A 23712-nucleotide genomic window follows, 5' to 3' on the forward strand; every position below is an offset into this window, starting at 1 on the left:
CGTACGCCGCGCCGGGGTGGACACGGACGCGTCGCTCGGTGCACCGGGCCCGGACACGTCGCCCGTGTCGCCCACGGACCCGGGCTCGGACCCGCAGGTGCCCGGCGCCACCGGACCGGTGCCGGTGCGCCCCGAGCCCCGGAGCCGGGAGGCCGGGGACTCGGCAACGACGAGCCGGCAGGCCCCGGGGCAGGCGGCCCCGAGCCCGGAGCCCGGGCCCCAGGAGACCCCGAGCCGCGAGACGACCGACTCGGCCGCCCCGAGCCGCGAGACGACCGGCCCGGGCACCGCGAGTCAGTCCGCCGCCGGTCCGGACACCGCGAGCCGGGAGCACCACGGCCGCGAGACCTCGGCCCCCGGACCCGCGCGTGCCGAGGCCCAGGGCCAGGACGTCGCCCGCCCGACGGCCCCCGGCCGCCCCGACGAGCCCGCCCCGGACCGGCACGAGGTACCGGCGGAAGGGTCTGCCCCCGAGCAGCCCCGGCGGGAAGCGGCCATCCCCGGGGACGGGGCCGCCCCCGGCAGCGACCTCCCCGACGACGCCACGATGGCGCTCTTCCTCCCGGCCCTCGCGGAGCCGGAGGCACGGCCGGAGTCCGCCGCCGACCCGTATGCCATCGGACCCGACGCCCACGACCGCACACCGGACGAAGCCGCGGCTCGAACGCCGGACGCGGCGGACGCCCCGGACGGAGCGGTCACCCCGCACGGATCAGCCACCCCGGACGCGGCCGACCCCGAACCAGAGCCCGGCCGGTCCGAACCGCACGCCGACCCCGTCACCGACAAGGGCCTGCCCAAGCGGACCCCGAAACTCACCACCCCCGCCGCGGTGCCGCGCCCCCGCACGTCGGGTTCCGTCGACGCCGACGCGCTCCGCCGGCGCCTGGGCGGGTTCCGCCGGGGGGCGGAGGCCGGCCGCCGGGACGTCGAGGCGGAGATCGCCGACGGCACCGGACAGAACCGGGCGCCGGACGCCGCGGCGGACACAACCGAAGAAGCCACGGGGGGCACTGTCGAGGAGGCAAGCAGTTGACCGCGCCCAGTACCTTCGGACTGAGCAGTGAAGCCCGCAATCTCCACTGGCTGCTGACCAACCTCGTCGAGGAGGTGCCCGGCATCCGGTCGGTCGCCGTGGTCTCCTCCGACGGGCTCCTGCTCCTGTCCTCCGACCCCGGCCGCAACGAGGAGGCCCGGCAGGTCCGCGAGACCCCCCGGGCGGGCCCGCGCGGCTCCGCCGCCGACCTCGCCACCGTCGTCTCCGGCGTCGGCAGCCTGACCGTCGGCGCCGCCCGGCTGATGGACTTCGGCACGGTGAAGCACACGATGGTCGCCATGGACGAGGGCAGCCTGTTCGTCATGTCGATCAGCGACGGCTCGCTGCTCGGCGTGCACGGCTCCGCGGAGTGCGACATGAGCGTCGTCGCGTACCACATGGCGCTCTTCGTCGGCCGCGCCGGCCACGTCCTGACCCCCGAACTCCGCACCGAACTGCGCAACTCCCTGGAGTCGGAGTCGTCCGAGTCGTCCCAGCCGACGGGGAGCGCCCGATGAGCAGCAGTCCCGGAAAACCCGGCAGGAACGGCCGGGGCCACCTCCCCGTGCGCGGCGCCGACCGCAAGCCCGCCCGGGTGCGCCCCTACTCGCTCACCGGCGGCCGCACCCGCTTCGGTCACGTTCTGCTCGTCGAGACGTTCGTCGGCGCCACGGCCGGCACCGCCGCGCTCGAAGCCGCCGAGGAGCGCAAGGAACTGACCAACGGCGGCCTCACCTCCCGCGTGATGCCGGAGATGCGGGCCATCGTCGAACTGTGCCGCCGGATGCGTACGGTGGCCGAGATCGCCGCGCTGCTGAAGATGCCGCTCGGCGTGGTCCGCGTGCTCATCAGCGACCTGGCGGACCAGGGAAAGATCCGTGTGTACGGCACCGGGACCGGCCACGGCACGGGCCGCCCGGACCGCGCACTGCTCGAAAGGGTGCTCAGTGGACTCCGTCGTCTCTGACGCCGCCGCGTTCGGCGTCCCCCCGCTCGTCGACACCGACGGGCCCGTGCAGCCCTGGCAGACGGATCCCGCCCGCGCTCCGGTCGCCACGAAGATCGTCGTCGCGGGAGGGTTCGGCGTCGGCAAGACCACGCTGGTCAGCGCCGTCTCGGAGATCACGCCCCTGCAGACCGAGGCGCTGATGACCGAGGCGAGCGAGGAGACCGACGACCTCACCGCCACCCCGGGCAAGCTCACCACCACCGTGGCCATGGACTTCGGCCGCATCACGCTCGACGACGACCTGGTGCTCTACCTGTTCGGCACCCCGGGCCAGCAGCGGTTCTGGTTCATGTGGGACGACCTGGTGCGCGGCGCGATCGGCGCCGTCGTGCTGGCCGACACCCGGCGTCTGAAGGACTGCTGGCCGGCCCTCGACTACTTCGAGAGCTGCGGACTGCCGTACGTCGTCGCGGTCAACCACTTCGACGGCAGCGAGCTGTTCGAGGCGGAGGACGTGCGGGAGGCGTTGACGATCCCGGCGCACATACCTGTAATGATCATGGATGCGCGCCGTCGGATCTCGGCCATCGAGACCCTCTTGTCCCTCGTGGGCCACGCGCTCGACGAAACACCCGAGTAGACGGACGCTCGTCCAGACGCCCTCGACCAGGAGACGGAAACCGCATGCGGAAGATACTCGTCGTCGGAGCCGGCCAGTCCGGTCTCCAGCTCGCCCTCGGCCTGCAGTCGCACGGCTACGAGGTCACCCTGATGTCCAACCGGACCGCGGACGAGATCCGCACCGGCCGGGTCATGTCGACGCAGTGCATGTTCCACACGGCGCTCCAGCACGAGCGCGACCTCCAGCTGAACTTCTGGGAGTCCCAGGCTCCGAAGATCGAGGGACTCGGCGTCTCGGTGGCGGCCCCCGGCTCCTTCGACCCGGGCCCCTCGCAGCGCGCGATCGACTGGCTGGGCCGTCTGGACGGCTTCGCGCAGTCGGTCGACCAGCGGGTGAAGATGGCCGGCTGGATGGAGACCTTCGCGCAGCGCGGCGGCCAGCTGGTCATCCACGGCGCGGCCGTCGGCGACCTGGACTACTTCTCCCGCGCCTACGACCTCGTCCTGGTCTCGGCGGGCAAGGGCGAACTGGTCCAGATGTTCGGCCGCGACGCGGAGCGGTCGCCCTACAGCGAGCCCCAGCGCGCCCTCGCCGTCGCCTACGTCCACGGGATGGGCCCGCGCCCGGAGCACCCGGAGACGGAGGCCGTGCGCTGCAACCTGGTGCCCGGCGTCGGCGAGATGTTCATCATGCCGACGTTCACCACCTCGGGCCGCGCCGACATCCTGTTCTGGGAGGGCATACCCGGCGGCCCGCTGGACGCCTTCAAGGACGTCAAGGACCCCTCGGAGCACCTCTCCCTGACCCTGGAACTCATGGAGAAGTTCCTCCCCTGGGAGTACGCGCGGGCCACCAAGGTCGAACTGACCGACGCCGGCGGCACCCTCGCCGGCCGCTACGCCCCCACCGTCCGCAACCCGGTCGGCCGCCTGCCCGGCGGCGGCGCGGTCCTCGGCGTCGCCGACGTGGTCGTCGCCAACGACCCGATCACCGGCCAGGGCTCCAACTCTGCGTCCAAGTGCGCCGCCTCCTACCTCGCGTCGATCATCGAGCACGGGGACAAGGAGTTCGACGAGGCCTGGATGCAGCAGACCTTCGACCGCTACTGGGAGACCGCCCAGCACGTCACCAAGTGGACCAACACCATGCTGGCCCCGCCGCCGGAGCACATCCTCAACCTGTTCGGCGCGGCGACGCAGCTCCAGCCCGTCGCCGACCGCTTCGCCAACGGCTTCAACGACCCGTCGGACTTCGAGAACTTCTTCTACGACCCGGCGAAGACCGAGAGCTACCTGGCCGAGGTCTCGGGCGCCGCGGGCGCGTAGGCCTCCGGCGGCCGGGCGGGGGCCACCCGGCAGTCACCCGGCGGACACGCGCCGCGTTCGTCGCTGACTCCGCTCCCGCCGGGCCGGGCGGACGACGTGCGGCGCGGCGACACCGGCGCACGGGTCCGCCGTCTCTCGCGGACGCGGACACGCCCGCGGAGCGCAATGGGCACGGCTGCCGTTTCGGCGTCCGCCGTGCGCGGGGCCCGAAGTCACCGGGCGGGCCCCGTGGCCGCGTACCCCCGGTCCGACCCGTCCGTCGCCCCCGTGGGGAGCCTCGGTGGCGTGTAGCGCCGTACGGGCTCCCCGCCGGGGTCGGGGCGTACGGCGCCCAGCACCGGGTTGGCGGCGATCGGCGACACCTTGACGTCGGCGCCCGGGCGGGGTGCCTGGACGACCATGCCGTCGCCGAGGTACAGCGCCACGTGGGTGGCCTCCGGGAAGTACACGACCAGGTCGCCGGGGCGCAGCCGGTCCAGCGGCACGTGCTCCAGCCGCGCCCACTGCTCCTGGCTGGTCCGGGGGATCGGCGTCCCCGCCCGCTCCCAGGCCACCGAGGTCAGCCCGGAGCAGTCGTACGACGCCGGGCCCTCGGCGCCCCACTCGTACGGCTTGCCGAGCTGCTCCACGGCGAAGCGCACCGCCCGGTCGCCCTCGGCGGACGGTTTGGCGTCGTCGCCGAGCGCGCCGGAGGCCAGGAAACGCTCCTGCTGCTCGGCGATCCCGCTCTGCTCCAGCTCCGCCAGCGCGGCCAGTTGCTCGGGGGTGAGCGAGGCGAGCAGCTCCTCGACGGCGCGCAGCCGTTCGCGCACGTCGTCCCGTTCCCTCTCCTGGCGTTCGGCGAGGGTGGCCTGCCGGGCCAGCGCCTCGCGCGAGCGCCGGGCCAGCTCCTCGGCCTTCTTCTCGTCGCCCGCCAGGCGGCCCACCGTCTCGACCCGTTCCCGGGCCAGCCGGCCGATCACATGACCCTGGTCGATCGCGTGCTGCGGGTCGCGGGCCAGCAGCAGCCGCAGGTAGGGGGAGAGGTCGCTGCGGTTCTGGTACTGCTGCCGGGCCAGCCGTCCGGCCGCGCCGCGGCTGTCGTGCAGGGACGTGCGGGCCCGCGCCAGCTCGGCGTCCAGCCGCCGCACCTCGGCGCGTTGCTTGCGCAGGCGTTCCTCGGTGCCGTTGTAGGTCTCGGTGGCCCGCTCCGCCTCCCGGTACAGCCGCTGAAGGTCCGTCAGCAGACCCGCCACGGTGTGGTCGTCGGTCGTTGTGGGCGCCGGATCGGCGGCGGCGGGCACGGGCGCGAGGACGATCCCGGCCGCGAGCGCAGCCGTACACGCCAGACGCGTAAGCCGTCCTGACACATCATCACCTCCCGTGCGAGGCGGTGGGTCCGCCTCGCACGGCGAGCATGTGGCGGGTGCGCGGGCTTCGCGCGCCGAGTGTGCGCGGATCGGCGCAACGGGGTCACCCGTCCGCGTCGTCCGGCTTGCCGTGCGGCGTGGCGTCTGGATCGGCTGCCGCCGGGCGGTCCGGTTTCGACCAGGGCCACTTCCGGTCGGAGCCCTTCCGGCCCGAGGGGTCGTACGTGTACTTCCACCGGGCGAACCGCAGCCCGCCGCGGGGGTCCCGGGGCTCCCTGCGGTACACGAGCACGGTGGGCGGGCCGCCGTCCGGGTCCGGTACGGGGATGCGGTACGTCTTCGGCGGGTGCCCGGTCATCCCGACCAGGACGGGCAGCACGCGTCCGTCCATGGGGCCGCCCTCGAAGGGGGTGTCTTCGCTCTTCACGGGACCAGTGTCGGTGATCGGCGCCCGGTGTCAGAGGTCCGCCGACAGTGCCTCGACCAGGGTCGCGGTCTGCGGGTCGCGGCGGGCGGTGACCGTCAGCACGGCCAGGAACTGCTCCACCAGCCACTCCCGCAGCTCGTCGAGGGGCGGCTGCTTGCCCTCGTCCAGCCAGATCAGCGAGGCCGCCTCCACCGCCGTGATCCACATCCGGACCGTCATCCGCAGCCGGGGGCCGGGCTCGGCGACGTCCAGGTGGCTCATGATGTGGTCGGCGGCGGCCCGGCGTACGCCGTCGACGATGCCCGAGGTCTGCGAGGTCTCGACCACGCTGCCGCCGCGCAGCAGGGCGCTGAAGCCGGTGTCGTGCTCGTCGACGAAGGCCAGGTAGCGGTCCAGGGCGCGGGAGAGACGGGCCAGCAGCGGGCCCACGCGGGGCTCGTCGAAGCACAGGCGCAGCTCGTCGGCGGCGGAGCCGAGCGCGGCCTCGTACAGCTGCTGCTTGCCGCCGGGGAAGTACCGGTACACCAGCGGCCGGGAGACCCCGGCCTGCTCGGCCACGTCGTCCAGGGAGACCTCCTCCGGGGGCCGGTGCGCGAAGAGGGCGAGCGCCGCGTCCAGCAACTGGAGGCGGCGCTCTTCGACGCTGAGGCGGCGGTAGGCGGGGGTGGAGGCCTGCGGATTCATGTCCGCAGGGTAACCGCGCACCCTGGTGTCCCGGCTGCGCGCGACGGGGGAACGAGGTCCTCTTCCGCATCGGGCACGGCCTGTCGTACGACCACCGACGCCCGGCGCGCCGGGGCGAACGAGCCCGGTGCTCCCCTGGGGGCCGGGTGCCCCTCGGGGGCGGTGGGCGGTGGCGTCGCTCTCCGGGAAGGGGCGCTCAGCCCGCCGCGCCGTCGAGGAGCCGGTTGTAGCGCAGCCGCAGGGCGCGCTCCGTGCTGGCGGCCACCGTGACGAGGCCGACCGCGGTGTTGGCCCAGGCGGGCAGGTCGACGGGCGCGGTGAAGGTCCCGCCGACGTACCGGGCGACCTCCTGGGGCCGGGTGACCTGTTCGGCGAGTTGTGTGACGACGAGGAACAGCCCGGCCACGAGCACCGCCGCCGTCAGGACGCCCACGAGGCGGCTGACCGCCGGGTGCTTGCGGTCGAAGTGGGCCCGGCGCCCCTCGGCGGAGTCGCGGTCCGGGACGAGCTGGTACTCGGCTCCGGCGTCGGAGACGTAGTGGCAGCGCTTGAGCCCGAACTCGCTCCTGCGTACCTCCACGACACCGCCGGGGACGGGGAAGGCGGCGGGAAGCCTCGACGTGGCGTGCTGCCTGCCGTCGAGGTACAACTGGGCCCAGACCCTGCCGTTGTCGTCGCTCTTGCCGTGCCTGACGTCGACGGCGTAGACGCTCGAGCCGCCGTCGTCGTCGGGCAGCCTGAGGTAGAGCAGGGCCCGGAATGGCATCTGCCACCACCGGAAGCGCTTCAGTTCCCGACCGTCCCCGGGCTTGACCCGCCGCACGGCCCGCCGGCGGCGCGCGTCGTCGAACATGCCTCCCACTCCCTCTGCCCCTCGGCTCGCTCTGCCTTCTCGCTTCGCGTTCGTCCGGTACGAGAAGCAGTCTCCCGGCGCGCCGCGCCCGGCACATCGGCCAGGCGGACCGGCTCGCACTGGTCCGTGGGAGAGGCCGGGATTCGACTTGGGTCTAAGGCATCTCGGTCCTTCGACCGACCCGCCGGCCGCGCGGGCTCGCGATAATGAGCAGGTGAACACGGACATCGCGCCACGGCTCGGGTGGTGGCAACAGACCTGGCGGCTCGCGGCCGCCGCGGCCATCGGCCTGGTGCTCTGGGGAACCACCGGCGTGGCGGTGTCGAACGGACCCGCGGGCGGGCCCGGTCCCTGGTTCTTCATCGGCGATCCGCTGGTGGCCCTCGGGTGCCTGACCGCGCTCGTGTGGCGACGACGTTTTCCGCTCCCCGTCGCGCTGGGCGTCACGGTGGTCGCGACCGTGTCGGTCATGTCCACCGGGGCCGTGCTGCTGGCATTGGCGTCGGTGGCCACCCGTCGCCGTCCGGTCGAGATCGGGATCGTCGTGGTGGGCCACGTCGCCGCCTCGCAGTTCGGCGCGGAGCTCTACGCGGTCGACAGTCCTCCGGGCGCCTTCTGGTACCAGCTCGCCACGCCGTTTCTGACCGGGGGCATCGCGGTCGCCGTGGGCATGGCCGTGGGGGCGCGGCGTGTGGAGGTCCGGTCGCTGCGGGAGCGCGCGGAGAGCGCTGAACGGGAGCAGTCCGCGCGGGCGGCGCAGGCACGGGCGCTGGAACGCAACCGCATCGCCCGCGAGATGCACGACGTCCTCGCGCACCGGATCTCCCTGGTCGCCATGCAGGCCGGGGTGCTGGACCATCGCAAGGATCTCAAGGCCGAGGAGAAGCGCGTCCTGGTCCGCGGCATCGCGGAGGGGTCCCACCTGGCCCTGGAGGAACTGCGGGACGTCCTCGGCGTGCTCCGGGCCGACCCCGGTCTCCCTGAACCGCCGCAGCCCTCCCTGGACGGCGTGCCCGAGCTGGTGGCCGACGTCCGCGCCTCCGGTCTGGACGTGTCGCTCAGCAGCGCCGTCACGGGAGTGCCGCCGGACGTGGTCGGCCGCACCTGCTACCGGGTCGTCCAGGAGGGGCTGACCAATGCCGCCAAGCACGCCCCGGACGCCCGCATCCGCGTCGGCCTCGAAGGAGCTGCGGGCGGCGGGCTCCAGGTGAGCATCCGCAACTCCCCGACGGTCGCGCGGGCCCCGAAGCCGCCGTCTTCGGGGTTCGGCCTGCTGGGCCTTGGCGAGCGGGTCGGCCTCGCCGGTGGAGAACTGTGCCACCACCGCACACCGGACGGCGGCTACCTCCTCACCGCTCGACTGCCCTGGCCCAATCCGACGCACGAAAAGAGAGCATGAGTGGACAGCGAGCGGGAGCCGGTGCGCGTCGTCATCGTCGACGACGAACAACTGGTGCGCATGGCGCTGCGGCTGGTCATCGACGGCGAACCGGACCTGTCCGTGGTCGCCGAGGCGGCCGACGGGGACGCGGCGATCTCCGTGGTGGACGAACACCGTCCCGACGTGGTGCTGATGGACGTGCGGATGCCGGGCCGCGACGGGCTCAGCGCGACGCGCGAGCTGCTGAGCAGGCCGTCACCGCCGCGGGTGCTCATCCTCACCACGTTCGACTCCGACGACCTCGTGCTCGACGCCCTGCGCACGGGAGCGCTCGGGTTCGTCCTCAAGGACACCCAGCCCCCGCAACTCCTGGAGGCGGTGAGGTCCGTGGCGGACGGCAACCCGGTGCTGTCCCCGGCGGCCACCACCCGGGTGATCGCCGCGGCCACCGGTCCGCGGTCCTCGCACGCCCGCGACTCCTCGCGTGACGTCGCCCGCAAGCAGCTCGCCATGCTGACCGAACGGGAACTCGACACCGCCCGCGCCATCGCGGACGGCCTGGGCAACCCGGAGATCGCCCGGCGGCTGCACATCAGCGTGGCGACCGTGAAGGCGCACACGGGCAGCCTGTTCGCCAAGCTGGCGGTTGAGAACCGGGTGCAGATCGCCCTCCTGGTCCGGGACGCCGAGGTGTGAGCGCCCGCGGCCGCTTCAGAGGTCGCCGGACGCGCCGAGCCCGGTGAGGGCTCCCACGGGGTCGAGGGCGGGGGGCGCCGCGCGGCCACCAGTCCTCCCGACCGGGCTCCGACTCGTAGGCGTTCCAGAGCCCGGTGCGGCCGAGGGGCAGCAGGGCGTGGCCGCGGGGGTGGGTGAGGCGGTTGCGCACAGGGCCGGGGCGCGGGCAGATCCGCGCCCAGCAGCAGCGGCCGGAGGGCAGGGGCCAGCCGTCCACATCCGCCGACCCCCGCACATGAGGAGGTCATCGAGTTCCGCCGCATGGTCGGCCGCCCCGACTACTTCGTCCGTATGGCCGTCGCCGATCACGCGCCTACAACGCCTTCCTCACCAGCAAACCCACCGGCCTCCCCGGCGTCCTGCGGGTCGACTCCCACCTGACGATGAACCTGATCAAGACCGACGCCAAGGTGGGAGGGCTCGGGGTTGTGGAGCAGGACGAGGTCCAGGTTGTGGAGCAGGACCAGGTCCAGCCGGTCCCGCCCGGGCTGCTCGCGATCGTGCGGGCGGGCGATCAGGACCAGGGCGATGAGGGGCTGCGTCCGGCCGCCTCCGGGATCGCCCGGCAGCGGTAGTGGCGCGGCGCGGGCTCCGCTGTTGCAGCAGGCTTCCCACAGGCGCGGCCTGCCCGGCAACCGTGGGGACGGTCAGGCTGCGGGTGCGAATGCGGTGATGGCGTCGACGAGGTCGGCGGGGGATTCCAGCGGGATCAGGTGACCGGTGTGGGGGATCACCACGAAGTCGGGGTCGGAGAGGTAGGGCACCAGGTTGTCGCGGAGTACGCCGACGGGCTCCACCTGGTCGTGTTCTCCGGCGACGACGAGAACGGGCACGCTGACCATGCGCGTGTGCTCGGTGATGTCCTGCGCGATGCCGTGCAGCGGCCACTCGGTGCGGGCTGCGTCGGCGACGGCCCGCGAGTCGGTCACGATCTGCGCCTTGACCGGCTCGGGCAGCTCGGTCGCGGTGAGGACGTGATCTAGTGCCCCGGCCACGGACTCGGCGGAGTCGTAGGCGTGCGACAGGGCCTGCTGGTACTCGGGAGTGACCTGTGCGGCAGGCTTCGCCGGGCCGGAGCCGACGAGGACCATGCTGCGGAGGCCGGCGGGCCGGGTGGCCGCGACCAGCTGGGCGACCTTGCCGCCCATCGAATGTCCTACGAGGACGTAGTCGGTGACCCCCGCGTCCGCGAGCACGGCGAGTGTGTCGTCGGCGAGCCGGCCGAGCGTGTAGGGGCCGGGCAGAGCGCTCGACCGGCTCCACCCGCGGAAGTCGACCGTGAGCACGTCACGGCCCGCCAGGCGGTCGACGACGAGGTCCCAGGTGCGGGCGGAGCCACCCCAGTAGTGCAGGAACACCAGAGTCGGTCCGGTACCCGGTCGATGGTCGTAAGTGGGCAGTAGCGTCTGCTGCGTCGTGTCCATGATGGCTCTTCCGGTCGATGCTCCGGGCGATTGACCCGTGCATCCATTGAAGCTTCAGCACCCGGACGGGGCATCGGCCTGACTGGTCGCCCGATGGTGAAAACTGGAGACGTGAGCGTGATCCGGCAGATGACCTACCAGCCCGCGGGACGCCCCGCCGCCTCGGTCGAGACGATGACGTTCGGCCGCCTTCGCGAGCTGAACGACGGCGGCACGCAGCGCGCCGACTTCCACGTCCTTGCCGTCGTCGACGCCGGACCCGGCTCGGTCACCGTCGACTTCCGCCGCCACCCGCTCCGAGACCGGTCCGCGGTGTGGATTCCGCCCGGCGCGGTGCACCGGTGGGACGACATCGCCGACGTGGCAGGGCACCTCGTACTGTTCGTGCCGACCGCGCCGGTCACCCACGCCACCCGAGAACTGGCCGCCTCCCCCGACCCGGCCGCGCACTGGAGCGTCCCCGACGCCGACTGGCCCTTCGTCGACACGGCGCGCAGCCACCTCCTCCTCGAGGCATCCGCCCCGCCCTGTGACTCCCGGACGGAGCTGCCCGAGATCCTGCTCTCCGCGCTCATCACCCGGCTGCACCCGCCGCACGCCGAAGCACGACTCACCCCTCAGGTGTTCCGATTGTTCCGCTCCAGCGTCGAAGCGCACTTCCGGCAGCACCACGACGCCGGCTACTACGCCCGTGCGCTGGGATACGCGCCCCGCACCCTTTCACGAGCGGTGCAGCAGGCCACCGGCCGCACCGCGAAGGCGTACATCGTCGAACGGATCGTCCTGGAGGCCAAACGGCTCCTCGCACACGACCGCCTCACCGCCGCCCGCTGCGCCGACATACTCGGCTTCCCCGACGCATCCAACTTCTCGGTGTTCTTCCGCAAGGCCACAGGCATGCGCCCGGGCGCGTGGCAGGCGACGGTGGCCGCCGAGTGAGGGTACAGGTCGGCGGCGCGGCGGTCGCCGCCGGCGGAGGTGGCCGATGCCCGCGGCCGTCAACCGGCCGGGCTGTCCGAGGGCTGGGGCTTGCCGAGCATGTGGCAGGTGGCGGCGTCGACGAGGGCCTTGTTCGTGCTGGCGGCCTTCCTCTCCTTGATTCCGAAGTTCGTGCTGGTGAAGACCGCGACGCTGCGGGTGCCGGTGGCGTCGGTGTAGATCTCGCTGGAGTAGCCGGGCAGGCCGCCGGTGTGACCCCAGACCGTGCCGCAGGGCGTGTCCGCCTTCATCAGGCCCAGACCGTAGGCTCCGCCTTCCTCGGGGGCGTCCACGGTGGTGCGCATCTGCTTCATCTGGGCCTCGGGCAGCAACCGGCCGGACATGAGCGCGGTGAGGAAACGCTGCCAGTCCTCAGCGGTGGAGACCATACCGCCCGCCCCCCACGACCAGCTCGGGTCGATGGCGGCGGTGTCGACGTTGTCGTCGGGACGGCCGGGCCCGGCGAACCCGACGCCGTCGGGCAGGTCCACGGTTGCGGAGAGGATCTTCTTCAGTCGCGCGGCATCCGGCTCGTAGCCGGTCGCGTGGCGTTTCCCGGCGGGCCAGGCCGCGTCCGTGGCCAGGAACGAGTCCTTCATGCCGAGCGGCTTGGTGATCTTCTGCTCGATCAGCTCGGCCAGACTGCTCCCGGTGGCCTTCTCGAGGATCAGCCCCAGCGCCTCGTAGTTGGCGTTGCTGTAGGAGTACGTCGTGCCGGGCTCGGTCGGCGGGTCCTGCTCGTGGGTGATGGCGAGCAGTTCCCGCGGCGTCCAGGTGCGCTTCTCCTGGCCGGTGAGGGTAGGCAGGAATTGCGGGGTCAGCAGGAAGTCGCCCAGGCCGCTGGTGTGGTTGAGCAGCATGCGTACGGTGATGTGCTCACCGCCCTCGACCAGGCCGGGCAGCCACGTCTCGACCGTGTCGTCGAGGCTGATCCTCTGCTGCGCGACCTGCTGCAGGACGAGGGTCGCGGTGACCGTCTTGGTGTTGGACCCGACCCGGAACCGGTCGCCGGCGGCGAGGCGGTGGTCGTCCTCGGTCCAGGCGGCCTGCCTGGCGATCTCGACGGGCTTCCCGTCGCCGGAGTCGACCCGGACGATGACGCCCAGGGAGCCGGTGTCCGCCGCCTGCTGCGCGAGGCGGGCCAGCCGCGCGTCGGCCGCCGGGCTCGCCGCGCTCTGCCCGGCCGCCGGTTCGGCCTCGTCCGAGCAGCTCACGAGCGCCGCGCCCAGGCAGGTCGTCAAGGCGACGGTCAGCGCTCCGCGGCGGATTCGGTGGCGGCGGGACGGTGTGGGTGCGGACATGGCGGTTCCCTTCGGCGCGTGACGATGTGCTGCGTGCGTCGAGGGACCGGAGAATCGCCTGACCGGCGGCCGTTCGGCGGGTCCCGCGCACACCGTCCATTCAGTCAGTGGCGCTCCCCTGATACATCGCTCGATGGCGGGCTTCCCGACCCCGCGGGGTCACTCCAAGGAATGACCCCGCGGGGTACGGCGCCCCGCCGGCCCGCCCGCCGAGGTCGGGTCAGGTCAGGGTGTTCCTGGCCAGCACCGCCGCCTGTGCGCGGCTCTGAGAGCCGGTTTTCGTGAGCACGCGGCTGACGTGCGTCTTGACCGTGTGCAGGCTCACCACGAGCCGTTCTGCGATCTCGGCGTTGCTCAGCCCGTCCCGGATCAGACGCAGCACGTCGATCTCCCGCTGGGTGAGGTCCCGCAGCCGGGCCAGATCCAGGTCGCTGGGCCGGCGCCGGCCGCTGAGATGGCCCTCGATGATGCGCCGGGTCACCGCGGGGCTGAGGGCGCTGTGCCCGGCTGCCGCGGCACGCACGGCCGCACCCAGCTCTTCGTACGAGCTGTTCTTCAGCAGGAAGCCGGATGCCCCGGCCGCCAGCGCGTCGTCGACGTAGGCGTCCAGGTCGAACGTGGTCAGCATGAGCACCCGGCTGCGCTCCGGCCCGAGCAGTCTCCGGCGACCCAGCTCGGCCAGCGCCCACAGGCCGTCGCGGCGCGGCATCCGGATGTCCATCAGCAGCACGTCGGGGCGCAGCCACGCGCACGCCTCGACGGCTTGCTCACCGTCGTTCGCGGTGCCCGCCACGGTGATGTCCGCCTGGCTGTCCAGGATCGCGCTCAGTCCGGCGCGGATGACCGGCTCGTCGTCCACGACGAGCACGCTGATCTGCTCAGGCATCCGCATGCTCCCACGGCATCGTGGCCGTGACGCGGAAGCCGCCGTCACCGGTCGGGCCCGCAGTGAGTTTTCCGCCCAGCGCGCTCATCCGCTCCTCCATGCTGACCAGGCCGAGCCCGATGCCCGCGCCGGCCGCGGCCCGCCGCACCCCGCGACCGTTCACGACCTCACACCGCAGCCCTCCGTCATCTTCGCCGTGGACCGTCACCTGGACGGGCGCTCCGGGCGCGTGCCGACGGGCGTTGACCAGTGCCTCCTGCACGACGCGGTACACCGCCAGCTGGACCGGCGCCGGAACCGCCTCCGGTGCGAGAACCATCGTCAGCTCGACCGATCCGCCTGCGCCACGGTGGCTGTCCAGCAACGTGTCCAGCTCACCGAGGTCCGGCACGGGCTGCAGCGGGACGGCGTCCGCGGGGTCGCGCAGCATCCGCAGCAGGTCACGCAGCTCGCCGCTGCTCTGCCGGCCCGCCGCCGCAAGGCCGTCGATCTGGGCACGGGCCCAGTCGGGCAGCTCGCCGCCGCGGGCCCGCAGCGTCTCCGCGTGCACGACGAGCAGCGTCAGCGAGTGGGCGACCACGTCGTGCATCTCACCCGCGATCCTTGTCCGCTCGCGTTGCGTGGCCTGTGCCGCCTCCAGGGTCTGTGCCCGGCGCGCGTCGGCCGCCCGCCCCTCGGCCGCGGCCAGCAGTTCCTGCCGGGTGCGCGCGGCGAACCCCATCACCCAGGCCAGCGGCATCGGGGCCAGCGCGGCGAGGACGTCCAGGCCGCCCTGGAAGTCGCCGGAGTCGGTCGTCATCCGGTTCAGCCACAGACCGGCCACGCTCAGCACGCCGACGCCGAGAACTGCCGACACGGTCCGCCGCCGGCTCACGCCGTGGTGGCCCAGGTTGTAGAGCAGCACCGCCAGTGGCAGGAAGACCAGGGGCGAGAGCTTGGCCCCCTCGCCCGCACTGCCCACCAGCGCCGCCAGAAGGGCCGCGAAAACCACGACGAAGGCGGTGGCCGGCATCCGCCGCCGCGACAGCAGGACCACCGCACCCACCGCCTCGTACGCCATGAGCGACACCCACGCCGGCCCGGAACTGTCCACATACGGCTGCGACAGCAGCGCCGGCACAAACGTCAGCACGACCAGCCCGGCATCGGCACCCCACCCGGGCCACCTGCCGTCCCTCACTCTCATCCGTCCGACACTACGACCTCGCACACCGGCCTTCGTCACTCCAAAGAGCCACTTCGCGTCACCTCCCGTGCGGGGGATCGGCCCCTGTCCGGCGCCAAAGCCGGTTGGCAGCCCGAGCGCTGACCTTGACGGCACCGCACCGGGCGGTGCGCGGCAGGTGGCTGAACTCGGGGACCGCGCCCCACCTCTTAATCGACGCGGTAACGATAAAAATCGACACTGTGTAGACTTCTTGCTGGAGGGAGCGGTCCGGCTCCTGGCAAGACCTCTGGAGGAACAGTGCAGAAGCAGAACTGGCTCATCACCGGCGTCAGTACGGGCCTCGGACGTGCCTTCGCCGAAGCCGCCCTGGCCGCAGGTCATACCGTCGTCGGCACCGTCCGCTCCGAGGCGGACCTGCGGGCCTTCGAGGAACTCGGGCCCGGTAGCGCTCACGGTCGGCTGCTGGACGTGACGGACGACGACGCCGTCCGCGGTGTGGTCGCGGAGGTGGAGCAGAACGTCGGCCCGCTGGACGTCGTCGTCGCCAACGCCGGCTACGGCCTGGAGGGAACCTTCGAGGAAACCCCGCTGGCCGAGGTGCGGCGGCAGTTCGAGGTCAACGTGTTCGGCGCGGTGGCCACCCTGCAGGCGGCGCTGCCCCACCTGCGCCGACGCCGTCGCGGACACCTGATGGCCGTCACCTCCATGGGCGGACTCATGGCCGTGCCCGGCATGTCCGCCTACTGCGGCAGCAAGTTCGCCCTGGAAGGCATCCTCGAGGCGCTGGGCAAGGAAGTCGCGCAGTTCGGCATCCACGTGACCGCGATCGAGCCCGGCTCCTTCCGCACCGACTGGGCCGGACGGTCCATGACACGCGCCGCGCGGACCATCGACGACTACGACGAGCTCTTCGCCCCCATCCGCGAAGCACGGCAGAAGGCCAGCGGCAACCAGCTCGGCAATCCGGCCAAGGCGGGGAACGCCCTCGTGCACATCGCCTCGCTCGAGCGCCCGCCGGCCCACCTCGTCCTGGGCTCCGACGCGCTGCGACTGGTCACCGCCGCCCGCACGGCCGTGGACGAGGACATCCGCGCCTGGGAGACGCTCTCGCGTACGACCGACTTCGCCGACGGCGCGCAGCTGTGACGCCCGGCCACCACCCCGCACGGAGCCGTCGCGCCGCCGAACGCAAGGGCGACGTCCGGGAGCGGGCCATCCTCGACACCTGCGAGGCCCTGCTGGCGGACAAGGGATACGACGCCATGACCGTCGGCGACATCGCCCAGGGCGCCGGCATCACCCGCGGCGCACTCTACTTCTACTTCGGCTCCAAGCAAGAAGTGGTCACGGCACTCGTCGCCCGGACCGTCGAGCACCTGTGGGAACGGTCGAGGGCCACCGCGGAGGCCGACGAGCCGCGCCAGGCCATCGCGGCGGCCATGCAGCGCACGGTCGAGCTGTGGAACGAGCACGGCCTGGTCATGCGCACGGCGATCGACCTGTCGCTCACGGTGCCGGAGATCGGCGAGCTGTGGAACCACACGGCCGACCTCTTCATCGCGGCCATCACCGCCGTCCTGGAACGCGCCGGCGTACAAGCCGGCACCGCACCGGACCAGGCCCCCGCAATGGCACGCGCCCTGTGCTGGATGATCGAGCGGACCTTCTACCACGCCTCACAGGAATCCCGCGACAAGCTCCGCGATGCGTCGGCGACATGCGCACACATCTGGCTGACCAGCGCCGGTCTGACCACCCGAGGTGTCCCTCCACAGCCGCAGTGAAGCGCGCCCACCCACTCCGAAAGGTGCCTCTGCGGGCTTCGGCAAGCCGGCCGTGAGCCCGGATACGACGCCACCAGACGCACCCTATGACGGTCTTGTCGAACGGCTGGAGGCTTGTCAGGTTCCCCGCCGGATCGTGCGTGTCACAGCCGGGGTGGTCGGTGATCTCGCCCTCCGGGGCGGACTCCGGCAGCCGCTTGGTCCGCTGCTGCAACAGTCCTCCCTCGCCGGTCAACTGCAGGCCCTCGGGCTGGGCGCGGCTCACCAGCTTGTTGATCAGCCGGTCGTCCACGGCCTTCGCCGACACAGCCGCTGCCCACTCGACAGCGTTCTGCTCAGCCACGTTCTCACGGGTCAGCGATGCATCTTCCATGATCGGGAGCTGCACCGAACGATTTGCAGTCCCGCGGACAAGGGTCTCCGACTCGCGCGACACCAACCTCGTCAAGATGGGTATGCCGCACGGTCGGAGCATCAGCGGCTTGCGTGAGAGCCAGATAGGGTTTGTGTATGGCTCGACGGGTGTGCAGGGGCGGGTGGTGGCGCAATGCAGTGGCAGAGATTCGCTGAGCAGATGGCTGTGCTGGCGCGGGATCTGTTGGCCAAGGAGTCGGTCGAAGAGACACTGGACGCGATTTCGGCGGCGGCGGTGGATCTGGTGGAGGGGTGTGACGCGGCCGGGATCCTGGCGGTGCGCAAGGGCCGGGCGATCACGCTGTCCTCGTGCGGGGACATGGTCGAAGCCTCCGACCGCTTCCAGGGCGAGCTGGGCGAGGGCCCGTGCTACGACCTGGCCCGCCGTAGGGACGGTGAGCGCACCTACCGCATCGAGGATATGACCCTGCCTCAGCCGCACTGGCCCGCGTACGCGGACGCGGCCCGCGACCTGGGGATCGGCAGCATGACCGGCATCCTTCTCTACACGGACAAGGAAGACTTCGGCGCCCTCAACCTCTACGCCCGCCGTCCCGGCACCTTCACCAAGGACATCGAGACCGCCGGCTGGATGCTCGCCTCCCACGCCGCCGTCGCCCTGGCCAGCGCCCGCACCATCGACCAGCTCGAACACGCCATGGAAACCCGTCACGCCATCGGCGAAGCCATGGGCATCCTCATGGAACGCCACCGCATGAGCGAAGACGACGCCTTCAGCGTGCTGCGCCGCCTCTCCCAGAATCACAACATCAAGCTGCGGGAGGTCGCGCAGAAGTTCCGCGCCGAACACGACCGCCCCTGACCGACGTGGAGGTGCGCTGGGGCGGCCGTGTCCTGCCGGTGTCCCGGTTGCCTGCCCTAACCCAGGGTGCTGCCGGGCGACCCGTCCATGTGGTATCGGGCGGGCTCGGCGGCGGGGCGGTGTTCGTGGAGGGCCAGCACGGCTGTGACGTGTTTGCCTTCGCGGGTGCGCTGGACGGTGAGGCGGCTGCTCAGCGCCTTGACGATCTCCAGACCGTGGCCTTCTGCGCGGCGGGGGTCGGCCGGCCGGGGCTGTGGCGTGGCGGGAGAGGTGTCCCAGACGGTGATCCGCACTGCACGACCGCTGTCGGCCTCCTGGATGTCCAAGCGGCCGGGTCCGGGGGCGTGCCGTGCGGCGTTGGTGATCAGTTCGCTGACCACGAGCCGGACGTCGTCGGCGACATGGGGCGTCACCGGCACCTGGTAGACGTGCTGCAGGGCGGACAGCAGTGCGTCGGCTTCGGCCCGTGCCCGGGCGGCCGTGGGCGGGGGGCCGCTCCAGACCAGGTGCCGACGCAGACTGTCGTGCGGTCCCTGCCCCTCCGCCTGCTTCATAAGCGGTTGAGACATGAAGATCGTCACTCTCAGTCGTGTGGTTTGCGCTTCTGGTGCCCTCTTGTGGGCTGGGAAGCGTCTACCCGCCCCGAGGGCGGGTTACCGAGCCGCTGGCCGGGCACGGGCAGTGGCAGGCGGCGGCCGGTCTTCCCGCGGGGGCCGGTGTCCGCCAGGTGTTCATGGTCCGGAACGTGGGCTGCGCGCACCGGCCGTCTCCCGGCGCCGGCCCTCGGCCGGCGCCGGGATCGGAGCCTGGCCCCCGGTTGGCCGAAACCGCGGAGGCAGGCCCAGCAGCGGGCAAGCTGGGCCTGCGGTAGACGTACGACTTCAGTCGTGCACCGCTGACTGGCTCTGACAAAAGCTGCTGATCATGAACTGTCGGCCTCTCCGTCAACTGCCCTTCCCCTCGAACATCGGCGTGGCCTACGGCGGTTTCCTGGCCACCGTCCGCAGCGGAGGGATCACCGAGGACGACCTCGACGCGTCGGTGCCGCGCATTCTGCGTGTCAAGGAGAAGGCCGGTCCGCTCAGCGGCAGCACTTACGCCAGCAGCCCCGACGACCGCCACAGCTTCCGGCCGGCGCCGCGCAGGACGCCGATGTCGTCCAGGAAGTCGGTCAGGCGCTTCGCGCCGGTCTGCATGATCTCCTTGCGGTGGCCGCTGGCCTGGACCTGAGCCAGGGCCTCCCGCTTGTCCAGGCCGACGTTCGTGTAGACCTCGGGGTTGACGAAGGCCTTGGAGAAGACACGGGCGAACTCGCCGGAGGTGACCCGGGTGAACTCCTGCGACCACTTCGGGGCCGTCACCATCTGCCGGCGCAGCTCCTCACGGGCGTAGCGCACGTGCCGGGCCTCCTCCACGACGTGGATGCGCGTGACGCCCCGGATCAGCGGCTGGACCCGCTCGTCCGGGAAGGTCAGCCGCTGCATCCAGTCCAGGACCTCCTCGCCGAGCAGCGTGGCGGTGAAGGAGCCGGGCGTGGTGGAGATCGTCTTGAAGAGGCGGCCGAGGTGCTGGTGGACCGGGCTCACCGGGTACCACGGGGTCTCACCGCGCGATATCAGCCGGGCGAACATCTTCGAGTGCCGGCACTCGTCCTCGATCTCGGTCAGCGCGTAGCGCACGTGTGCGCTCGTCGCCGCCTTGTCGTAGACGTGCCGGACCAGGAGCTGCATCAGGATCAGCTCGAACCAGATGCCGAGCGAGGCGAGCGCGGCGGCCTCGTGCTGGGAGAGCAGGATGCGCTGCTCCTCGCTCATCCGCTGCCACATCGGGGTGTCGTACAGCGACACCAGCTCCGGCGGCCAGAACCACTTGCCGTCCTCGAACGGTGCGTCCCAGTCCAGCTCCTTGTCCGGGTCGAAGGAGTGCTTGGCGGACGAGTCGAGCAGCCTTTCGGCCACCTGCTCCCGGTCCTTGAGCAGGCCGAGCGCGTCGCGCAGGCCCTCGAGCGCGTCGGCTTCCGTCAGGGTCGTCATGGCTGTGTCCCACCTCGTCGAACGGATCGTGTTACCCGCGGTCACTCCAGCGTGCTGCGTCTTATGAGACTGCGTGTCAGTAAGCTCGTCAATCCCCTGCGCGGAACTTGTTGACCGCGAGTAAAGAAGTGAGACGTGTTCAGGTTCTCAGAGCGAGCAGCCCAGCCCCTCCGGCACCTCGCCGAGCACGGGCTCCGACGCCCCCGCCGGATAGGACGTCCGCAGCGTGAAGGCGTACGGCGTCGGTCCGTGGGTGCGCAGGTGGAGCAGCCGGGACTCGGCCTCCGCGACCGTCGGGCGGTGGCCCGCCGGCACCCACCACAGGGTGGTGACGGCCTCCGCCGGCCGCTCGAACCAGTCCCGCCGTCGTGTCAGCATCTCCCGGTGCCGCCCCTGGTACATGAATGCCGTCAGCGCGCTCGCGTCCCGCCAGACCGTCAGGTTGACGATCAGCCGGGAGTCGCCGAAGACGGGGATGTCGGTCGCGTCCCCGCCCTCGCTCTGCAGGCGCCAGACGAAACCGTCCGCGGCGTCGGCGGACGCGTTCACCGGGTCGAGCGCGTCCACGAAGTCCTTCAACTGCGGTGATTCCAGCGGGGCCTTGAGGCGGGCGATGTTGACCTGGGCGAGTTCGTAGGCGGCGTTGTCAGTCATGGACCGAACGTTAGGTCGGGCCGCTCGGGAGGCGGTACCCCCGTCTCATCCAGCGAGCACCGCCTCCATCACCCCCCGGGCGATCGGCGCCGCCAGCCCGCCCCCGCTGATGCCCTCCCGGTCCGCCGCCGAGCCCTCGACCACCACCGCCACCGCGACCTTCGGCTCCACGTCCCCGTCGCCCCGCGCCCAGGAGATGAACCACGCGTACGGCGTGCCCGAGTTGCCGACGCCGTGCTGGGCGGTGCCGGTCTTGCCGCCCACGGTGGCCCCCGGGATCGCGGCCTTCGCGCCGGTGCCGTTGGCCACGACGCCCGTCATCAGCTCCTTGAGCAGGGCCGCCGTCGAGGGCCGCATCACCTCCCGGGAGGGACGCGACCCGGCCGCCGCCACCAGGCTGCCGCCCGCCCGCAGCGTCCGCTCCACGAGATACGGCGAGCGCACCTGGCCGCCGTCCGCCACCGCCGCAGCCACCATCGCCATCTGCAGCGGCGTCGCCCGGGTGTTGTACTGGCCGATCGACGACAGGCCCAGCTGCGCCCGGTCCACCGTCGTGTCGAAGGTGCTCCGCGCCACCGGGAACGGGACCCGCAGCCCGTCGTCGTTGAAGCCGAAGGCCTCGGCCATCGCCGTCATGCCGCGCACGCCCACGTCCACGCCGAGCTTGGCGAACACCGTGTTGCAGGACCACTCGAACGCCTCCCGCAGCGAGGCGTCGAGGCACCCGTCGGCCTCGTTGGTGAGCTTCGTCCGCGTCCCGGGCAGGGTGTACGGGTCGGGGGAGCGGGTCGGCGCGTCCAAGTCGCGGATCACCCCCGTGTCCAGCGCCGCCGCCGCGGTGACCACCTTGAACGTGGAACCCGGCGGATAGGTCCGGCTCACCGCCCGGTTGAGCATCGGCTTGTCCGGGTCGGCGTTCAGCCGGTTCCAGGCGCGGGTGGCGGCCGCGCTGTTGCCGGACAGCAACTGCGGGTCGTAGGAGGGCGTGGAGACCAGGGCCAGGACGCGGCCCGTGGCCGGCTCGATCGCGGCCACCGCCCCCTTGCGCCCGCCGAGCCCCTCGTAGGCCGCCCGCTGCGCGGCCCCGTCGATCGTCGTCACGACGTCGCCGCCCGGGTTGTGGGCGCCCGTGACGTCGTTCCACAGGGGCAGCGGCGCGAGCATCGGGTCGGCGCCGGACAGCAGACCGTCCTCGGCGTGCTCGAGGAACGTCGTCCCGTACGCCTGCGAGGCGAAGCCGGTGATCGGCGCGTACATCGGCCCGTTCGCGTAGGTCCGCTCGAAGCGCAGGTGCTCGCCGGTGTCCCGGGAGCCGGTGACGGCCTTGGCGCCGACCAGGATGTCGCCGCGCGGCTGCTGGTAGCGGGCGATGTCGGGGCGGCGGTTGGCCGGGTTGTCGTCGTACTCCGGCTTCTGCACGATCTGCACCCGGGCCGCGTTGACCACCAGCGCGACCAGCAGCAGCGCGCAGAAGGCGGCCGCGTGCCGGATGTTGCGGGTCACGAGGGCGTCCCGCGCCGGGCCGCGTGGCTCACCCGGATCAGCAGTGCCACGATCGCCCAGTTGGTGACGACCGAGGACCCGCCCTGCGCCAGGAACGGCATCGCCATCCCGGTCAGCGGGATCAGCCCGGTCACCCCGCCCGCGATGACGAACACCTGGAGGGCCACGATCGAGGAGAGCCCGACCGCCAGCAGCCGCCCGAAGGGGTCGCGGGCGCCGAGCCCGGCCCGGTAGCCGCGCTCCACCAGCAGCCCGTACAGCAGGAACACGGCGGTCAGCCCGAGGAAGCCCAGCTCCTCCCCGGCCGTCGCCAGGATGAAGTCCGACTTGACGGCGAAGCCGATCAGCACGGAGTGCCCGAGGCCGAGACCCGTGCCGGTCACCCCGCCCGCCGCGAAGGCGAAGAGGGACTGGGCCAGTTGGTTCGGGCCATCGCCCGCCTCGATGGACGCGAAAGGGTGCAGCCAGTCCTCCACCCGGCTGTGCACGTGCGGCTCCAGCCAGCCCACGGCCACCGCGCCCAGCGAGGCCAGCACCAGGCCGACGGCGATCCAGCCGGTGCGGCCGGTGGCGACGTAGAGCAGGACCACGAACAGGCCGAAGAAGAGGAGCGAGGTGCCCAGATCCCGTTCCAGGACCAGAACGCCGACGCTGACCAGCCACACCGCCACGATGGGGCCGAGGACCCGGCCGGTGGGCAGCTGCAGCCGCCACACCCGGCGGCCCGCGTACGCCAGCGCGCTGCGGTTGGCGGCCAGGTACGCGGCGAAGAACACCGCGAGCAGCACCTTGGCGAACTCGCCCGGCTGGATGGAGAAGCCCTCGATCCGGATCCAGATGCGGGCGCCGTTCACCGCCGGGAAGAAGATCGGCACGGTGAGCAGGGCGAGCGCGGCGGCGACGCACACGTAGGCGTAGCGCTGCAGGACGCGGTGGTCGCGCAGGAGCAGGACGACCACGATGAACAGGGCGACGCCCAGCGTCGACCACACCAGCTGGGTCGGGGCCGCCCGGTCGCCCGGCGTCTCCAGGTCGAGCCGGTAGATCAGCACCAGGCCGAGGCCGTTGAGCAGGACGCCGATGGGCAGCAGCAGCGGGTCCGCGTACGGGGCGCGCAGCCGTACCGCCAGATGGGCGAGGAGCGCGAGCACCCCGAGCCCGGCGCCGTAACCGGCGGCACCGGGCGGGAGGGCGTCGTGCTGCGCGAGACCGACGTTGCAGTAGCCGAACACCGACAGCAGGACGGCCATCAGGATCAGCGCGAGTTCGACGCCCCGGCGCCGGGGGAGTCGGGCGACGGGAGCGGGGGTGTCCGCCTGTGCCACGGTGAGTCCGGTTCCGGTTCCGGCCTTGGTCATGTCCGGAACTTACCCAAACGGTGTG

The 23712-nt window shown here is 72.2% G+C and carries 24 protein-coding genes and 2 pseudogenes; 12 read left to right on the forward strand and 14 right to left on the reverse strand.

All coding sequences use genetic code 11. The features are described from left to right. The 5 genes and pseudogenes from AB0P07_RS21185 to AB0P07_RS21205 form a co-directional block, all read left to right on the forward strand. Positions 1–1036 (forward strand): annotated as a pseudogene (locus AB0P07_RS21185) (hypothetical protein); the annotation flags it as partial. Next, the gene (locus AB0P07_RS21190) at positions 1033–1554 is read left to right on the forward strand and encodes a roadblock/LC7 domain-containing protein (protein WP_365552694.1); all 522 of its coding nucleotides are present in this window, start codon (positions 1033–1035) and stop codon (positions 1552–1554) included. The pseudogene AB0P07_RS21185 and the gene AB0P07_RS21190, both read left to right, overlap by 4 nt. Continuing rightward, a complete protein-coding gene (locus AB0P07_RS21195; protein WP_365552695.1) occupies positions 1551–2003 on the forward strand; it encodes a DUF742 domain-containing protein in 453 nt (150 codons plus the stop codon). The genes AB0P07_RS21190 and AB0P07_RS21195 overlap by 4 nt, the downstream gene beginning before the upstream one ends. Continuing rightward, positions 1984–2625, forward strand: coding sequence for an ATP/GTP-binding protein (locus AB0P07_RS21200; protein ID WP_365552697.1), 642 nt, complete (start codon positions 1984–1986; stop codon positions 2623–2625). The genes AB0P07_RS21195 and AB0P07_RS21200 overlap by 20 nt, the downstream gene beginning before the upstream one ends. Positions 2626–2669: 44 nt before the next feature. Beyond that, positions 2670–3932, forward strand: coding sequence for a styrene monooxygenase/indole monooxygenase family protein (locus AB0P07_RS21205; RefSeq protein WP_365552699.1), 1263 nt, complete (start codon positions 2670–2672; stop codon positions 3930–3932). Positions 3933–4144: 212 nt separating this feature from the next. Here AB0P07_RS21205 and AB0P07_RS21210 read toward each other — a convergent pair whose 3' ends face one another. The 4 genes from AB0P07_RS21210 to AB0P07_RS21225 form a co-directional block, all read right to left on the reverse strand. Further along, the gene (locus AB0P07_RS21210; protein ID WP_365552700.1) at positions 4145–5281 is read right to left on the reverse strand and encodes an NlpC/P60 family protein; all 1137 of its coding nucleotides are present in this window, start codon (positions 5279–5281) and stop codon (positions 4145–4147) included. A gap of 103 nt (positions 5282–5384) precedes the next feature. Further along, positions 5385–5708 carry a hypothetical protein gene (locus AB0P07_RS21215; protein WP_164419768.1) on the reverse strand — a complete coding sequence of 108 codons (324 nt, stop codon included), beginning with the start codon at positions 5706–5708 and terminating at the stop codon, positions 5385–5387. 30 nt (positions 5709–5738) lie between these two features. Beyond that, entirely contained in the window at positions 5739–6392 is a 654-nt protein-coding gene (locus AB0P07_RS21220; protein ID WP_365552701.1) for a TetR/AcrR family transcriptional regulator, read from the reverse strand. Between the two features lie 196 nt (positions 6393–6588). After that, a complete protein-coding gene (locus AB0P07_RS21225; protein WP_365552703.1) occupies positions 6589–7245 on the reverse strand; it encodes a hypothetical protein in 657 nt (218 codons plus the stop codon). A 214-nt stretch (positions 7246–7459) separates the two neighbouring features. On the opposite strand from AB0P07_RS21225, the gene AB0P07_RS21230 reads away from it, so the two are divergent. The 3 genes from AB0P07_RS21230 to AB0P07_RS21240 all read left to right on the forward strand — a co-directional run bounded on the left by AB0P07_RS21230 (position 7460) and on the right by AB0P07_RS21240 (position 9936). Then, on the forward strand, positions 7460–8644 hold the full coding sequence (locus AB0P07_RS21230) for a histidine kinase (protein ID WP_365552705.1): 1185 nt from the start codon (positions 7460–7462) through the stop codon (positions 8642–8644). Next, positions 8645–9322 (forward strand): response regulator transcription factor, encoded by a 678-nt coding sequence (locus AB0P07_RS21235; protein WP_365552707.1) that lies wholly within the window; start codon positions 8645–8647, stop codon positions 9320–9322. A gap of 422 nt (positions 9323–9744) precedes the next feature. Further along, positions 9745–9936: a hypothetical protein gene (locus AB0P07_RS21240; RefSeq protein ID WP_365552709.1), complete on the forward strand. Its 192-nt coding sequence runs from the start codon at positions 9745–9747 to the stop codon at positions 9934–9936. A 72-nt stretch (positions 9937–10008) separates the two neighbouring features. On the opposite strand, the gene AB0P07_RS21245 is transcribed toward AB0P07_RS21240, so the two are convergent. Beyond that, positions 10009–10785, reverse strand: a complete 777-nt coding sequence (locus AB0P07_RS21245; RefSeq protein ID WP_365552710.1) for an alpha/beta hydrolase — start codon at positions 10783–10785, stop codon at positions 10009–10011. Positions 10786–10896: 111 nt separating this feature from the next. Between AB0P07_RS21245 and AB0P07_RS21250 the strand changes: the two genes are divergently transcribed. Further along, positions 10897–11724 (forward strand): helix-turn-helix transcriptional regulator, encoded by an 828-nt coding sequence (locus AB0P07_RS21250; protein ID WP_365552712.1) that lies wholly within the window; start codon positions 10897–10899, stop codon positions 11722–11724. Positions 11725–11783: 59 nt separating this feature from the next. Here the strand turns inward: AB0P07_RS21250 and AB0P07_RS21255 are convergent, their stop codons facing one another. From AB0P07_RS21255 to AB0P07_RS21265, 3 genes are all read right to left on the reverse strand, one after another. Then, positions 11784–13064: a serine hydrolase domain-containing protein gene (locus tag AB0P07_RS21255; RefSeq protein ID WP_365552713.1), complete on the reverse strand. Its 1281-nt coding sequence runs from the start codon at positions 13062–13064 to the stop codon at positions 11784–11786. 220 nt (positions 13065–13284) lie between these two features. Next, positions 13285–13950 (reverse strand): response regulator transcription factor, encoded by a 666-nt coding sequence (locus AB0P07_RS21260; protein WP_365552715.1) that lies wholly within the window; start codon positions 13948–13950, stop codon positions 13285–13287. After that, positions 13943–15136, reverse strand: a complete 1194-nt coding sequence (locus AB0P07_RS21265) for a histidine kinase (protein WP_365552717.1) — start codon at positions 15134–15136, stop codon at positions 13943–13945. Before AB0P07_RS21265 ends, AB0P07_RS21260 begins: the two co-directional genes overlap by 8 nt. A gap of 279 nt (positions 15137–15415) precedes the next feature. Here AB0P07_RS21265 and AB0P07_RS21270 point away from each other — a divergent pair, with 279 nt between their 5' ends. After that, a complete protein-coding gene (locus tag AB0P07_RS21270) occupies positions 15416–16264 on the forward strand; it encodes an oxidoreductase (RefSeq protein WP_365552719.1) in 849 nt (282 codons plus the stop codon). Beyond that, on the forward strand, positions 16261–16902 hold the full coding sequence (locus AB0P07_RS21275; RefSeq protein ID WP_365552721.1) for a TetR/AcrR family transcriptional regulator: 642 nt from the start codon (positions 16261–16263) through the stop codon (positions 16900–16902). The genes AB0P07_RS21270 and AB0P07_RS21275 overlap by 4 nt, the downstream gene beginning before the upstream one ends. 124 nt (positions 16903–17026) lie before the next feature. On the opposite strand, the pseudogene AB0P07_RS21280 reads toward AB0P07_RS21275, so the two are convergent. Continuing rightward, positions 17027–17260, reverse strand: a pseudogene (locus AB0P07_RS21280) (IS256 family transposase); the annotation flags it as partial. A 189-nt stretch (positions 17261–17449) separates the two neighbouring features. Here AB0P07_RS21280 and AB0P07_RS21285 point away from each other — a divergent pair. Then, on the forward strand, positions 17450–18139 hold the full coding sequence (locus tag AB0P07_RS21285) for a GAF and ANTAR domain-containing protein (protein ID WP_365552723.1): 690 nt from the start codon (positions 17450–17452) through the stop codon (positions 18137–18139). Positions 18140–18195: 56 nt separating this feature from the next. Here AB0P07_RS21285 and AB0P07_RS21290 read toward each other — a convergent pair whose 3' ends face one another. The 5 genes from AB0P07_RS21290 to AB0P07_RS21310 all read right to left on the reverse strand — a co-directional run bounded on the left by AB0P07_RS21290 (position 18196) and on the right by AB0P07_RS21310 (position 23687). Continuing rightward, complete coding sequence (locus tag AB0P07_RS21290; protein ID WP_365552725.1) at positions 18196–18708, reverse strand: ATP-binding protein; 513 nt, start codon at positions 18706–18708, stop codon at positions 18196–18198. 525 nt (positions 18709–19233) lie between these two features. Further along, the gene (locus AB0P07_RS21295; protein WP_365552727.1) at positions 19234–20172 is read right to left on the reverse strand and encodes a diiron oxygenase; all 939 of its coding nucleotides are present in this window, start codon (positions 20170–20172) and stop codon (positions 19234–19236) included. 147 nt (positions 20173–20319) lie between these two features. After that, complete coding sequence (locus AB0P07_RS21300) at positions 20320–20826, reverse strand: DUF3291 domain-containing protein (protein WP_365552729.1); 507 nt, start codon at positions 20824–20826, stop codon at positions 20320–20322. A gap of 45 nt (positions 20827–20871) precedes the next feature. Continuing rightward, on the reverse strand, positions 20872–22329 hold the full coding sequence (locus AB0P07_RS21305) for a penicillin-binding transpeptidase domain-containing protein (protein ID WP_365552731.1): 1458 nt from the start codon (positions 22327–22329) through the stop codon (positions 20872–20874). Further along, positions 22326–23687 carry an FtsW/RodA/SpoVE family cell cycle protein gene (locus AB0P07_RS21310; protein WP_365552732.1) on the reverse strand — a complete coding sequence of 454 codons (1362 nt, stop codon included), beginning with the start codon at positions 23685–23687 and terminating at the stop codon, positions 22326–22328. Before AB0P07_RS21310 ends, AB0P07_RS21305 begins: the two co-directional genes overlap by 4 nt. Between the last annotated feature and the right edge of the window lie 25 nt (positions 23688–23712).

The organism is Streptomyces sp. NPDC085944, assembly GCF_040686295.1.
GTDB lineage: Bacteria > Actinomycetota > Actinomycetes > Streptomycetales > Streptomycetaceae > Streptomyces > Streptomyces salinarius.